This window comes from Streptomyces boluensis, assembly GCF_009908195.1.
GTDB classification, from domain to species: domain Bacteria; phylum Actinomycetota; class Actinomycetes; order Streptomycetales; family Streptomycetaceae; genus Streptomyces; species Streptomyces boluensis.
This window is the reverse complement of sequence record NZ_JAAAHS010000203.1, coordinates 1-13,606: the sequence shown is the minus strand read 5'-3', so window position 1 is coordinate 13,606 and position 13,606 is coordinate 1. Positions and strand designations below refer to the sequence as shown.

Here is a 13,606-nt window from a genome sequence, read left to right as displayed (position 1 = left end):
CACCAGCAGATCCCGAAGAGCAACCCGCTCCCCCCGGGACAACGCCCCCAACGGCTCCCGAGCAAACTCATCGAGCCCCTCCCGAAGAACCCGCGCGGTGCGCAACCCCTCCTCCGTCGGTGCGGCCAGCTTCACGCGGCGATCCGCCGGGTCCGGGCGGCGTTCGACCAGGCCGCGCGTCTCCAGGCGGTCCACGATGCCCGTGACGTTCGACGGCTCGCACTTCAGCTTCTGCGCGATCCGCCGCATCGGCATCGGTTCGAGCGAGAGCAGCCCGAGGACCCGCGCCTGGGCGCCGGTGAGGTTGTGCTTGCTCGCGGCCCGCTCGTACTCGTCGTGGTAGCGGTTCACCACGGAGCCGAACAGCTCGACGACCTCCAGGGTCAGCGGGTCGGTGCGGGGCGTACGAGAGGTGGTCATGAGGCCCAGCGTACCCATTTACTTGACAACATCAAATATCCAGGAGCATGGTTGTTTTACGTCCTTAAGTAATCGGGCTCGGTGATCTGGTGATCGGGCTCAGGCAATTCAGGAGGCCGCACCACCATGTCGTCACTGCCGACCACGAGCCGCGCCTGGCACCTCGTCGCCCGTCCGCACGGCTGGCCCCGGGCCGAGGACTTCGCGCTGCGCGAGACGCCCCTCACGGCGCCCGCCGAGGGCCGCATCCTCGTCAGGAACCAGCACTACTCCGTGGACCCGTACATGCGCGGCCGGATGAACGACGTGAAGTCGTACGTCCCGCCGTTCCAGCTGGACCAGCCCATGGACGGCGGCGCGGTCGGCGAGGTCATCGCCTCGAACGACCCGGCCTTCGCGGTCGGCGACACCGTCCTGCACGGCCTGGGCTGGCGCGACTACGCGGACGTACCGGCCAAGCACGCCAAGAAGGTCGACGCCTCGCTCGCCCCGCTCTCCGCCTACCTCGGCGTCCTCGGCATGCCGGGCCTCACCGCGTACGCGGGCCTCCTGGAGGTCGCCTCGTTCAAGGAGGGCGACGCCGTCTTCGTCTCCGGCGCCGCCGGTGCCGTGGGCAGCCAGGTCGGCCAGATCGCCCGGATCAAGGGCGCCTCGCGGGTCATCGGCTCCGCCGGCACCGACGACAAGGTCAAGCTCCTCACCGAGGAGTACGGCTTCGACGCGGCCTTCAACTACAAGAAGGGCCCGGTCGCCGAGCAGCTGAAGGAGGCCGCCCCGGACGGCATCGACGTCTACTTCGACAACGTCGGCGGCGATCACCTGGAGGCCGCCATCAGCCGCCTCAACCTGCACGGCCGCATCACCATCTGCGGCATGATCTCGGGCTACAACGACACCCAGCCCATCCCCGGACCGCGCAACATCGTCCAGGTCCTCGGCAAGCGGCTCCGTATGCAGGGCATGATCGTCACCGACCACCAGGCCCTCCAGCCGCAGTTCGTCCAGGACGTGGCCTCCTGGATCGCCTCCGGTGAGCTGAAGTACCGCGAGACCTTCGTCGACGGCAACGAGAACGGCCTCGACGCGTTCCTCGGCGTACTCCGCGGCGACAACACCGGAAAGATGGTCGTCAACCCGACCCGTTAAAGTCTCAGCAGTGACCGTTTCCGGGTCGTGGGCGCGAGCCCGGCGGCGGCGCAACTATGGAGGAAAGCAACACATGGCCATCCAGCAGTCCGACGTGAAGTACACCGCCATCGCCACCGCGGAGAACGGCCGTGACGGCCGCGTCGCCACCGACGACGGTCAGCTCGACGCTGTCGTCAACCCGCCCAAGGAGATGGGCGGCTCCGGCGCGGGCACCAACCCCGAGCAGCTGTTCGCCGCCGGTTACGCGGCGTGCTTCCAGGGCGCCCTCGGCGTCGTCGCCCGTAACGAGAAGGTGGACATCACGGGCTCGCTCGTGACCGCCGAGGTCGGCATAGGCGCCAACGACGACGGCTTCGGCATCATCGTCGCCATCAAGGGCGCCATCCCCACCGTGGACACCGAGACCGCCAAGGCCCTCCTCGAGAAGGCCCACCAGGTGTGCCCGTACTCGAAGGCCACCCGCGGCAACATCGAGGTCAGCCTCACCGTCGCCTGACGGCACCCGCGCACAGCCCGAGGGCCGCACTCCGGATCCGGAGTGCGGCCCTCGGCGTGTGCCGGGCAGCGTGCGCTCAGCCGAGCAGCGCCCGCCCGACCTGCGGGAACAGGCCCTTCGGGTGGTCGCGGAAGAGGGGCTCCGTACCGAACAGCACGACCTGCGCGCCGCCCGCCGTGCCGCTGACCACGGATGCCTGGCCGCCCGCGTCCTTCGGACCGCCCTTGCCGTCGTCGGCGGGCCGCCAGTGCCCGGAGACCAGCGGGTTCCCGTATCCGTACGACTGCTCGACGCGCACCCCGGAGCCGAGGCCGTCGAACCACAGCGGCGAGTACACGAAGCTGTGCGCCGGAGCGCCCTCCGTGAGCGGGCCGGTGTTGCGCACCCGCACCACACCGTTCGCGGCCTCGTTGCCCGCGACCGCCTTCACGTCGAGCAGCTTCGCGTCCTTGTTGAACGCCGCGCCCTCCGCGCCGCGCCCCACGACCCGGCCGCCGTCGGCGAGGAACCCGTCGAGCGCCTTGCGCGCCGCCGCGTTCAGCTTGCCGTGGTCCAGACCGGCGGAGACGAGCAGGGCGTCGGTGCCGTCCCAGTCGAAGCCGTCGTTGAGCACGTCCGTCGAGACCGGCGTCACATCGAAGTTCATCTCCCGCAGCGCGAACAGCTCACCCGGCGTGACCGCCGCCGCGACCTTCGTCGAGTGCCGCGCGTTCGCCGCCGCGATGGACTCCGGCGAGTCGAGCGCCTGCCCCGGATCGCCGCTCACCGCGGACCGCACGGCCGTGCGCCGCACGTCGAGCGCCGTGCCCTCCGGCACCGCCCGCACCTCGGCGCCCCACAGCAGGCCCAGGCTCCAGCCCGAGATGTCGTACATCGTCGACACCTTGTCGCTGATGTCCCGGCCGTCGGAGAGCAGCACGTTCGCGATGCCGCGCTTCGACTGGTGCAGATCCACCAGGTACGAGCCCGCCGGATACGCCCGCCCGGCGAGCCGGAAGGCGTGCTCCGCCCGCTCGACCCGCACGTCGTTGGCGATCAGATGGTCCACGAGCCGGGCCGCGGCCGTGCCGGTGCGCTGCCCGTGGCCCGCCGGGATCACGTACGCGCGCGGGAAGTCGGTCGTGTACACGTCCTCCGGGCCGATGCCCGGCACACCCGGCACGGTCTCCTCGGAGACCTCGACCTGCTTCTCGCCCGCGTCGGCCCGCCGGAACGTCTCGATCTGGTCGGCGATCAGCGCCCCGCGCTCCGTGCGCGCGTACTCCAGGGTCGCGCGCATCGCGGCGCCCGCGATGTCCACGTTGATCGCGGACCTGCGGCGCAGCTCGGCCACCGGCAGCTCGTCGTACTCCTCGTTGTTCACGGCCATCGGGAACTCGATGGTGTGCGAGGCGACCGCGCCGTGGAACGGCATGTACTGCGGCGTGAAGACCGGCGGCCAGTCGTCCCAGCCCTCCTCCTGGTCCCGGAAGGGAATGACGGCAGGCTGCACGCCGTCCTTCTCTTCCGTGTACCCGAGGCCGTTGACGGCCTTCTCCATGCCGAGGGCGTTGGCGTAGCTGTTCTTCAGGAACAGGTCGTACTCGTAGTTCTCGCCGTGCGGGGGAGTGGTCGGCTCGATCAGGGTGCCGTTCACATACCCGTGCAGGTCGATCATCATGGCCGGCTGCTTGTCGATCGCGATCTGCCGCATCGCCCGCGTCTCCGGCTGGGAGGCGGTCACGAAGTCGCGGTTCAGGTCGAAGCCGTTGCCGTTGGCGCGGGTCCCGGCGATCCGGCCGTCCGGGTTGGCCGTGACGTTGAGATAGATCCGCGAACGGTCGAGGAGCTGCTCGGTCCTGTCACTCTTCGAGGTGGCGAGCTCCTCGATGAGGTCGAGGGCCGCGTCGGTGCCCTCCCACTCGTTGCCGTGGATGTTGTTGTTGATGAACACCGGTGTCTTGTAACGGGACTTGATCTCCGGGTCCTTCGCGGCCCGCGCCGGCGCCCGCTCGATCGACTCCCGCATCCGCTCCTGCTCCCGGGCGGCGCGCGCCGACTCCGGCGAGGTCACGGTGACCAGATACAGCGGATGCCCCTGCGCGGACTTCCCGGCCACCTCGACGCTCACCCGGTCGCCAAGCTTCTGCAGGGCGTTGAGCTGCGGCGCGAGCGAGTGGTACGGGCTCAGGCCCAGCTTGACCGACTTGTCGTCCGGGTTCTCCGGCTGCGCGGGCAGCACCTGCTCGCGCGGGTAGCCGCCGGTGCGGGTGGAGAGCTCGGACGGCGCGTCCTTCAGGGCCCGTTCGGCGGCCGTGGCAGGCGACTTGGCGGCGCGCTCCGCCCCGCTCGCCCCGCTCTCGCGCACCGGACCCGGAGGCCCGCCGGGGTCGGCGCTCGCCCCGAGCGGCGCGAGCAGCACCGCACCGGCCGCGGTGGCCAGGGTGATGAGGACGGGTCTCGGTATGCCCACACGTACCTCCAGAGGTCCTTCGACCGGCCCGGCCGGTCGAGCCGAGCGCGAAGATCAATAGAGGAGGTCTACCGGACCAACTCCGCGCCAACAAGGGGCCCTTGGTGGTCGTGACGGCAACGTTGCCCCACACCAGGGGCGCTCACAGGCGCCGGATAGGGTGTCCGGCATGGCCATGCGTGATCTGGGAACCGGTTTCGGCTATCTGGCGAAGGGTCAGCGGTGGGCCATGGGCCACGGCCGCTGGCTCGGCTTCGGCTTGATCCCGGGCGTGATCACCCTCGTCCTGTACGCGGCGGCCCTCACCGGGCTCGCCTTCGGCGCCGACGACCTGACCGCCTGGGCGACCCCGTTCGCCGACGACTGGTCGTCCCCGTGGCAGGGCATATTCCGCGGCTTCCTCACGGTCCTGGTCTTCGGGCTGGGCCTGTTCGTCGCCGTCATCACGTTCACGGCGGTGACGCTCCTCATCGGACAGCCCTTCTACGAGTCGCTGTCCGAGGCGGTCGACAAGTCCGAGTCGGCGGACGGCACCGCGCCGGAGTCGGGCCTCCCGCTCCTCCGCGAGCTGTGGATCTCGGCCCGCGACAGCCTGCGCATCCTGGTCCGCGCGCTGCTCTGGGCGATCCTGCTGTTCTTCCTCGGCTTCATCCCGGTCGTCGGCCAGACGGTCGTCCCGGTCATCGGGTTCTGTGTCACGGGCTTCTTCCTCACCCAGGAACTCACCTCGGTCGCCCTGGCCCGCCGCCGCGTCGAGGTCCGCGAACAACTCGCCCTGCTCCGCGCCCACCGCATGCAGACCTGGGGCTTCGGGGTGCCGCTCGCGGTGTCCTTCCTGGTCCCGTTCGTCGCGGTGTTCCTGATGCCGGGCGCGGTGGCGGGCGCGACCCTGATGGTCCGCGACCTGCGCCGCGAGAACGAACTCCCGCCGCAGCAACCGCAGTCGGGCCCGAACCCGCTCCCGTACGGCCAGCAGCCCCAGTCGGCCCCGCAGTACATGTACGGGACCCAGCAGCCGCAGCAGTACGGGACCCAGCAGCCCCAGCAGCCGCAGCAGTACGGGGCCCACCAGCCCCAGCAGTGCGGCGCGCAGCCGCCCCAGCACAACCCGTACAACCAGTAGCAACCGCGCGGAGGGCGGCGCCGGGGAGGCTCAACTACCCCTGTGCGGAAGGCCCTTCGAGCAGTCGCAGGAAGTTGCCGAACGCCGCCGCCATGTCCACCGCGTCCGGGTCGAGCAGCCACTGGTACTGCAGCCCGTCCATCACCGCCACCAGAAGCGGCGCGGCCTGCTCCGGGGTGAGACCACTGGGCAGCCGGTCGCCGTACTCGGCGCGCAGCACGGCCGCCATGGACGGGCGCACGGACGCGTACCGCTCGGTGAAGTAGGCGCGCGCCGGGTGGCCCTCGGTGACGCTCTCGCCGAGCAGCGCGGAGAAGGTCTGCACGATGCCGGGCCGCATCGCGTTGTACTCGACCAGGGACCGCAGCAGGTCGAGCCGCCACACGCGCGCGGGCACCGCGTCCCACTGGTCGCGCTCCGCCAGTACGGCGATGAGCAGCGCTTCCTTGGTGGGGTAGTAGTGCAGCAGGCCTTGCTGGGTGAGGCCGACCCGCTGGGCGACGGCGCCGAGGGTCGCGCCCCGGTAGCCGCGTTCGGCGATCACCTCCAGGGCGGCGCGCACGATGTCCGCGCGCCGTTCCTCACTCCTGAGGCTCATCCCCGCTCGTCCCGCTGCTCCGCGGTGACCGCGCGGAACGCCAGCTCCGCGAGCCGGGACTGCCCGTCCCGGCTCGGGTGGAAGAAGTCCCACGGGCTCAACTGCCCCGTACCGAAGCGGTAGTCGAACACCGCGTCGTCGTCGTAACGGCACCGCCGGTCCTTCGCGCACACCTCGGCGAGGGCTTCGTTGTACGCCACCACCCGCTCGTGCACCGTGTCCCGGCGCTCGGCCGACTTGGCGTCGACGGCCTCCGGTTCGGCCAGCATCGCCGGGCAGATGCCCAGCTTCCACACCTGCCGGCTCATCTCGCTGCCCCGCCCCTGCGACCACAGCCGCTTCAGATCGGGCACGCTCGCCACGTACACCTGCGCCTTCGGCCGCTCGGCCCGCAGCGTACGCAGCGACTCCTCGAAGTCGGTACGGAACTCCTCGACCGGGGTCATCGCCGACACCGAGGCGCGGCAGGCGTCATTGGCGCCGACGAGCACCGTCACAAGCTCGGGCGACTCGGCGGCCGCCCGCTCCATCTGCTCGGGCAGATCGGCCATCCTGGCGCCGGTGCTCGCGAAGTTCCAACTACGCTTCCCCGCCGCGTCCTTGCCGAGCAACCGCACCGCGAGCGAGCGCACCGCCGGGTCAGTGCCCGTCGCCCACGACGCCTCGGGACAGTCCGAGAGCACCGTGCAGGCGTCGAAGCCACGCGTGATCGAATCGCCGACCGCCGCCAGGGACTTCGGTGCCGTGTTCCACACCGGCGCCTTCCGCGGCGCGGCCTTCCCGGCGGCCGAACCCTTCGGCGCGGGCGCCGCACCCCCGCCGTCGTCACACCCGGCGAGCAGCCCCACGGACAACACCGCCGCCACGGCCACTGTCTGGATCCCCCCGCGCCGAAGGCGACGCACGAAACCGAACCCCCGCATCTCCACGTCTCCTTCATGACGGCTGTGGCGCCCTGCCGAGTGAATGCTCACCGTTTCCCCGCCCTGGGACCGACGGTACGTCACACTCGGGCCGCTGCCGCACGGTAGCTTTGCCCCCAGTCGACCCGGAGACACGCCGCTGTTCCGGTTCCGCTAAATTACATCACGTCAGATCTGTCCGGATTGGCCGCCATTGGCTGGTTCGGTCGGCATAGCTCGGCACGGGCGCGAGGCCGCTGGGGAAGGCGAACCTCGACCCACACTGGAGGTCCGGTGACGACACGTGGAGTTCTGTACGTGCACTCCGCTCCGCGCGCGCTGTGCCCGCACGTCGAATGGGCGGTAGCGGGCGTACTCGGCGGACGTGTGAACCTCGACTGGATCCGGCAGCCCGCGGCTCCCGGCACCTGGAGATCCGAATTCTCCTGGAAGGCCGACGCGGGCACGGCGGCCAAACTCGCGTCCGCGCTGCGCGGTTGGCAGATGCTGCGCTTCGAAGTCACCTCCGAGCCCTGCTCCAACGCGGAGGGCGAGCGCTACAGCGCGACTCCCGCACTCGGCATCTTCCACGCCGTCACCGGCATCCACGGCGACATCCTGATCCCGGAGGACCGCCTCCGCGCCGCCCTGGCCCGCTCGGGCCGCGGCGAGAGCGACCTGGAATCCGAACTCACCGGCCTCCTCGGCAAGCCCTGGGACGACGAGTTGGAACCTTTCCGGTACGCGGGCGAGGGTGCGCCGGTGCGGTGGTTGCACCAGGTGGTCTGATCTCGCCCCGTCCCGTACGCCGAAGCCCCCGCCCGGAGTTCCGGGCGGGGGCTTCGGCGTTGCGAGCGGGTGCTTCGCGGGTGCGACTCAGACCGAACGGAACGCCAACACCACGTTGTGACCGCCGAATCCGAACGAATCGTTCAGCGCGGCGATCGTCCCCTCGGGCAGCGCCCGCGGCTCGCCGCGCACGATGTCCGCGTCGGCCTCGGGGTCGAGGTTCTCGATGTTGATCGTCGGCGGGGCGATGCGGTTCTTCAGCGCGAGGACCGTGGCCACGGTCTCCACGCCGCCCGCGCCACCGAGCAGGTGACCGGTCATCGACTTGGTCGCCGACACCGCCACGTGGTCCAGGTCGTCGCCGAGGACCTTGCGCAGCGCCTTCAGCTCGCCGATGTCGCCCTGCGGGGTCGACGTGGCGTGCGCGTTGGCGTGCACGATCTCGGAGGGCTTGAGGCCCGTCTGGTCCAGGAGGTTCTGCACCGCGGCCGCGATGCCGCTGCCGGACGGGTCGGGCTGCGTGATGTGGTGGCTGTCGGCCGAGATGCCCTGGCCGACGGCCTCCGCGTAGATCCGCGCGCCGCGCGCCTTGGCGTGCTCCTCGGACTCCAGGACGATGACGCCCGAGCCCTCGCCCATCACGAAGCCGTTGCGGTCGACGTCGTAGGGGCGGGAGGCGCCCTGCGGGTCGTCGTTGTTCTTGGACATCGCCATCATGTTGCCGAACGCGACCATCGGCAGCGGGTGGATGGCGGCCTCGGTGCCACCGGCGACCACGACATCGGCGCGGCCGGTACGGATCATCTCGATCGCGTACCCGATGGCCTCGGCGCCGGACGCGCACGCGGAGACCGGGGTGTGCACACCGGCGCGGGCCTTCAGCTCGATCCCGACGTTGGCCGCCGGGGAGTTGGGCATCAGCATCGGCACGGTGTGCGGGGAGACGCGGCGTACGCCCTTCTCCTTGAGCACGTCGTACTGGTCGAGCAGCGTGGTGACGCCGCCGATACCCGAGGCGATGACCGTGCCGAGACGGTCGGGCTCCACGGTGTTGTCCTCACCGGCGGCGCCGGTGAAGCCCGCGTCCTGCCAGGCCTCGCGGGCCGCGATCAGCGCGAACTGCGCGGAGCGGTCCAGCTTCCGGGCCTGCGGCCGGGGGAGGATCTCGGTCGGTTCGACGGCGATCTGACCGGCGATGCGTACCGGCAGGTCAGCGGCCCACTCCTGCTCCAGGAGCGAGATACCGGATCGGCCCGCGAGCAGGGCCTCCCAGGTAGAAGCCGCATCGCCACCCAGCGGTGTGGTTGCGCCGAGACCGGTGACGACCACGGTGCGATTGGTCGAGTTCACAGGAATTCATTCTCCACGTATAGCGAGGGATACAACGGCGCCACCGCCGGGTGGCGTTACGCGAACAGCAGGGCTCAGCCCTGGTTGTCGAGGATGTACTTGGCGGCGTCGCCGACGGACTTGAGGTTCTTGACGTCCTCGTCCGGGATCTTCACGTCGAAGCGCTCCTCGGCGGCGACGACGACCTCGACCATGGACAGCGAGTCGACGTCAAGGTCGTCGGTGAAGGACTTGTCCAGCTGGACGTCCTCGACCGGGATCCCGGCGATCTCGTTCACGATGTCGGCGAGACCGGCGACGATCTCTTCCTGAGTGGCGGCCATCTTGGCGCTCCTTCTTATGTATCAGGTGGTTTGCGGCATAGGCCGGAAACTTCGCGTGGACCGGAAATCTCCGCGAAGGTCCGTACGGTGCCTAGGGGAGGGTAACGACCGTGGCGGCGTACACGAGACCCGCCCCAAAGCCGATGACGAGCGCGGTGTCGCCGCTCTTCGCCTCGCCGGTCGCCAGAAGCCGCTCCATCGCGAGCGGAATCGAGGCGGCCGAGGTGTTGCCGGTGGTCTCCACGTCACGGGCGACCGTGACGTGCTCCGGCAGCTTGAGAGTCTTCACCATCGAGTCGATGATCCGCATATTGGCCTGGTGCGGAATGAAGACGTCCAGGTCGTCCGGGCTCAGGCCGGCGGCGTCAAGCGCCTCCTTGGCGACCTTAGCCATCTCGAACACGGCCCAGCGGAACACCGCCTGGCCCTCCTGCGTGATCGCAGGGAACTTGATGTTGCCCTTGTCGTCCAGGGGCAGTTGCGAGACGTCACCGATGCGGAAGTCCGTCCACGGCACCGTCTGCTTGATCGTCTCGGACTTGTCGCCCTCCGAGCCCCAGACCGTCGGGCCGATCGCCGGCACGTCGGACGGGCCGACCACGACCGCGCCCGCGCCGTCACCGAACAGGAAGGCCGTCGCCCGGTCCGTCAGGTCGGTCAGGTCGCTGAGCCGCTCCACGCCGATCACCAGGACGTGCTCGGCGGAGCCCTCGGTGACCAGGCCCTTGGCGAGGGTCAGTCCGTACCCGAAGCCGGCGCAGCCCGCGGAGATGTCGAAGGCGGCGGCCTTCTCGGTGCCGAGCTTGTCGGCGATCTCGGTGGCCACGGCCGGAGTCTGCTTGAAGTGCGAGACCGTGGAGACGATCACGGCGCCGATCTTGTCGGCGGTGATGCCCGCGTCCGCGATGGCCTTGCCGGACGCCTCGACGGACATCGCCGCCACGGTCTCCTCGTCGCTCGCCCAGTGTCGCGTGGCGATACCGGAGCGGGAGCGGATCCACTCGTCGGACGAGTCGATCGTCTCGAGGATCACCTCGTTGGGCACGACCCGGGTCGGACGGTAGCCGCCGACGCCGAGGATGCGCGCATACGGGGCGCCCTTGCTGGGCTTGATCTTCGACATGCTCTCCAGGCTCCTTCTCAGGCAGCGTGCTCTGCGATGAGCTCGCGAGCAGCGTCGAGGTCGTCGGGGGTCTTCAGTGCCAGGGTCTGCACGCCGGGCAGCGCGCGCTTGGCGAGACCGGTCAGGGTGCCGCCGGGGCACACCTCGACGAGCGCGGTCACGCCGAGCTCCTTGAAGGTCTCCATGCACAGGTCCCAGCGGACCGGGTTGGCCACCTGGCCGACGAGGCGGGCGATCACCTCGGCGCCGGAGTCCACCGCCCGGCCGTCCTTGTTCGACACGTACGTGAGCTTCGGGTCGGCCGGGGCGAGCTCCGCCGCGGCGCCCTGAAGAACCGTCACGGCAGGCGCCATGTGCTCGGTGTGGAACGCGCCGGCGACCTTCAGCGGCACCACACGGCGGGTGCCCTCGGGCTTGTCCTCGGCGAGGGCGGCGAGCTGCGCCATGGTGCCGGCGGCCACGATCTGGCCCGCGCCGTTCACGTTCGCCGGGGTCAGGCCGAGCTTGTCCAGGTGCGGGAGCACGGTGTCCGGCTCGCCGCCGAGCAGCGCCGACATACCGGTCTCGGTGATGGCGGCGGCGTCGGCCATGGCCAGACCGCGCTTGCGTACGAGCTGAAGGGCCGCGGTGTCGTCGAGGACGCCCGCGAGTGCGGCGGCGGTGAACTCGCCGACGCTGTGCCCGGCGACCGCGCCCGGCGCGAGCTCGCCGAGAGCCGCGGCGGACAGCAGTCCGGCGGCCACGAGCAGCGGCTGGGCGACCGCGGTGTCACGGATCGCGTCGGCGTCGGCCTGCGTGCCGTAGTGGGCAAGGTCGAGCCCGATGGCGTCCGACCAGGCGGCGAGCCGGTCGGCGGCACCGGGGAGGTCGAGCCAGGGAGTCAGGAAGCCGGGCGTCTGAGCGCCTTGGCCGGGAGCGACGAGTACGAGCACTCTCACACTCTCTCTTGTGGACGGTGCGCACCGCCCGTGGGGACAGGGACGAAGAACAGTCAGGGGAATTGTGGACCCCCGACAAAAGCTTAGGACTGCGGATCTCCGTCGGCCAGACGCCCCAGGATCAGCGCGATGCGCAACGTGAACGCCGAGCGCACATCGGAAGGAGACCAGCCGGTGACGTCAGTCACACGTCGCAGCCGGTAGCGGACGGTGTTGGGGTGCACGAACAGCATCCGCGCGGCGCCTTCGAGACTGCTCGCCTGCTCCAGATACACGCTCAGGGTCTCCAGGAGCGCGGAGCCTGCCTCCTCCAGCGGTCTGTAGATCTCCTCCACCAACTGCTCGCGCGCGGCCGGGTCTCCGGCGATGGCGCGCTCCGGCAGGAGATCGTCCGCGAGCACCGGCCGCGGCGCGTCCTGCCAGGCGGTGCCCGCCTTGAGCCCGGCGGCCGCGGCCTGCGCGGACCGGGTGGCGGCGAGCAGGTCGGGTACGACGGGTCCGGCGACCACGGACCCGGCCGCGTACGGCCCGATCAGCGCCTTGGCGACGGCGAGCGGATTGTCGCTGCCGCCCGCGATCACCACCAGGCGGTCGCCGAGCACTCCGGTGAGCACCTGCAGTTTGGCGTGCCGGGCGGCGCGGCGGATCGCCTCCACGGTCAGCTCGCTGTCGCCGTCCGGGGCGGTGCCGAGGATCACGCAGACGTGCTCGGGCGAGTTCCAGCCGAGGGCCGCGGCCCGTGAGACGGCGCCCTCGTCGGCCTCGCCGGACAGGACGGCGTTCACGACCAGGGATTCGAGCCGGGCGTCCCAGGCGCCGCGGGCCTCGGCGGCCTGCGCGTACACCTGGGCCGTGGCGAAGGCGATCTCCCGGGCGTAGACGAGCAGCGCCTCGCGCAGGACCGATTCGTCGCCGGGGGCCGCGACCTCGTCGATCGCGGACTCCATCACCTCGATCGTCGTCCGCACCATCTCCACGGTCTGGCGCAGCGTGATCGCGCGGGTCAGCTCGCGCGGCGCCGTACCGAACACATCGGTGGAGATGGCCTGCGGGGCGTCGGGGTGCCGGAACCACTCGGTGAACGCGGCGATACCGGCCTGTGCCACCAGGCCGATCCACGAACGGTTCTCCGGCGGCATCGCGCGGTACCACGACAGCGTCTCGTCCATGCGCGTGATCGCCTGCGCGGCGAGGCTGCCGGAGGACTGCTCAAGGCGCTTGAGGGTCGCGGCGTGCGGGTGCGGACGGCGCGGGGCGGACGGCTGCAGGGATTCGTGTTCGGGTTCGGGCACGGGACAAGACTGCCTTATCCGGGCGGTACGGCGGAGTGCCGGGTCTACCGTGGGGGAGTGATGGACGTACGGCGCGCCGACGAGCGCTACCCCGGCGGCGACCCGAAGGCCGGCATCGAGTCGTGGCACGCCTTCTCCTTCGGCCCGCACTACGACCCCGACAACCTGCGCTTCGGCGCGATCATCGCCTGCAACGAGGAGCGGCTCGCGCCCGGCGCGGGCTTCGACGAGCACCCGCACAGCCACACCGAGATCGTCACCTGGGTCGTCGAGGGCGAACTCACGCACCGCGACTCCACCGGCCACGAGTCCGTCGTACGCCCCGGCGACGTGCAGCGGCTCAGCGCGGGCGGCGGTGTCCGGCACGTGGAGCGCAACGCGGGCCCGGACCCGCTGGTCTTCGTGCAGATGTGGCTGGCCCCGCTGGAGCCGGGCGGGAACCCGGCCTACGAGGTGGTCCCCGGCATCGCCGACTCCACGCCGTACGCGGTGGCGGAGGCGGGCGCGATGCTGCACGTACGGCGCCTCACGGCGGGCGAACGGACGGCGGTGCCGGACGCGGCGTACGCGTATGTGCACGTAACACGCGGCGAAGTGGCCCTGGGGGAGGCCGAGTTGGGGGTGGGGGACGCGGTGCGGCTCACGGGGGAG

General features: G+C 70.7%; 14 protein-coding genes. 5 read left to right on the top strand and 9 right to left on the bottom strand.

Features of this window, described 5'->3' with window-relative positions; genetic code table 11:
- A partial coding sequence (locus GUY60_RS23160; RefSeq protein ID WP_161700896.1) for a MarR family winged helix-turn-helix transcriptional regulator occupies window positions 1–420 on the bottom strand: 420 nt, incomplete at its 3' end.
- 126 nt (window positions 421–546) lie between these two features.
- On the opposite strand from GUY60_RS23160, the gene GUY60_RS23155 reads away from it, so the two are divergent.
- Both GUY60_RS23155 and GUY60_RS23150 read left to right on the top strand, forming a co-directional pair.
- Complete coding sequence (locus tag GUY60_RS23155; RefSeq protein WP_161700894.1) at window positions 547–1,566, top strand: NADP-dependent oxidoreductase; 1,020 nt, start codon at window positions 547–549, stop codon at window positions 1,564–1,566.
- Between the two features lie 73 nt (window positions 1,567–1,639).
- A complete protein-coding gene (locus tag GUY60_RS23150) occupies window positions 1,640–2,065 on the top strand; it encodes an organic hydroperoxide resistance protein (protein WP_161700892.1) in 426 nt (141 codons plus the stop codon).
- A 76-nt stretch (window positions 2,066–2,141) separates the two neighbouring features.
- Here GUY60_RS23150 and GUY60_RS23145 read toward each other — a convergent pair whose 3' ends face one another.
- Entirely contained in the window at window positions 2,142–4,517 is a 2,376-nt protein-coding gene (locus GUY60_RS23145; protein WP_161700890.1) for a M14 family zinc carboxypeptidase, read from the bottom strand.
- Window positions 4,518–4,692: 175 nt separating this feature from the next.
- Between GUY60_RS23145 and GUY60_RS23140 the strand changes: the two genes are divergently transcribed.
- Complete coding sequence (locus GUY60_RS23140) at window positions 4,693–5,640, top strand: EI24 domain-containing protein (RefSeq protein WP_161700900.1); 948 nt, start codon at window positions 4,693–4,695, stop codon at window positions 5,638–5,640.
- Between the two features lie 34 nt (window positions 5,641–5,674).
- Here the strand turns inward: GUY60_RS23140 and GUY60_RS23135 are convergent, their stop codons facing one another.
- On the bottom strand, window positions 5,675–6,238 hold the full coding sequence (locus tag GUY60_RS23135; RefSeq protein ID WP_161700888.1) for a TetR/AcrR family transcriptional regulator: 564 nt from the start codon (window positions 6,236–6,238) through the stop codon (window positions 5,675–5,677).
- The gene (locus GUY60_RS23130; RefSeq protein WP_161700887.1) at window positions 6,235–7,161 is read right to left on the bottom strand and encodes an SGNH/GDSL hydrolase family protein; all 927 of its coding nucleotides are present in this window, start codon (window positions 7,159–7,161) and stop codon (window positions 6,235–6,237) included. The genes GUY60_RS23135 and GUY60_RS23130 overlap by 4 nt, the downstream gene beginning before the upstream one ends.
- Before the next feature lie 273 nt (window positions 7,162–7,434).
- Here GUY60_RS23130 and GUY60_RS23125 point away from each other — a divergent pair, with 273 nt between their 5' ends.
- Window positions 7,435–7,929, top strand: coding sequence for a DUF3145 domain-containing protein (locus GUY60_RS23125; protein WP_161700885.1), 495 nt, complete (start codon window positions 7,435–7,437; stop codon window positions 7,927–7,929).
- Between the two features lie 87 nt (window positions 7,930–8,016).
- Here the strand turns inward: GUY60_RS23125 and fabF are convergent, their stop codons facing one another.
- From fabF to GUY60_RS23100, 5 genes are all read right to left on the bottom strand, one after another.
- Window positions 8,017–9,279 (bottom strand): beta-ketoacyl-ACP synthase II, encoded by a 1,263-nt coding sequence (gene fabF / locus GUY60_RS23120; RefSeq protein WP_161700883.1) that lies wholly within the window; start codon window positions 9,277–9,279, stop codon window positions 8,017–8,019.
- Between the two features lie 74 nt (window positions 9,280–9,353).
- A complete protein-coding gene (locus tag GUY60_RS23115; RefSeq protein WP_161700881.1) occupies window positions 9,354–9,602 on the bottom strand; it encodes an acyl carrier protein in 249 nt (82 codons plus the stop codon).
- 91 nt (window positions 9,603–9,693) lie between these two features.
- Complete coding sequence (locus GUY60_RS23110) at window positions 9,694–10,725, bottom strand: ketoacyl-ACP synthase III (RefSeq protein WP_161700879.1); 1,032 nt, start codon at window positions 10,723–10,725, stop codon at window positions 9,694–9,696.
- A 17-nt stretch (window positions 10,726–10,742) separates the two neighbouring features.
- Window positions 10,743–11,657 (bottom strand): ACP S-malonyltransferase, encoded by a 915-nt coding sequence (locus GUY60_RS23105; RefSeq protein ID WP_161700877.1) that lies wholly within the window; start codon window positions 11,655–11,657, stop codon window positions 10,743–10,745.
- A gap of 89 nt (window positions 11,658–11,746) precedes the next feature.
- A complete protein-coding gene (locus GUY60_RS23100; protein WP_161700875.1) occupies window positions 11,747–12,955 on the bottom strand; it encodes a PucR family transcriptional regulator in 1,209 nt (402 codons plus the stop codon).
- 60 nt (window positions 12,956–13,015) lie between these two features.
- Between GUY60_RS23100 and GUY60_RS23095 the strand changes: the two genes are divergently transcribed.
- Window positions 13,016–13,606: pirin family protein (locus tag GUY60_RS23095; RefSeq protein ID WP_161700898.1), on the top strand; the 591-nt coding region annotated here is incomplete at its 3' end.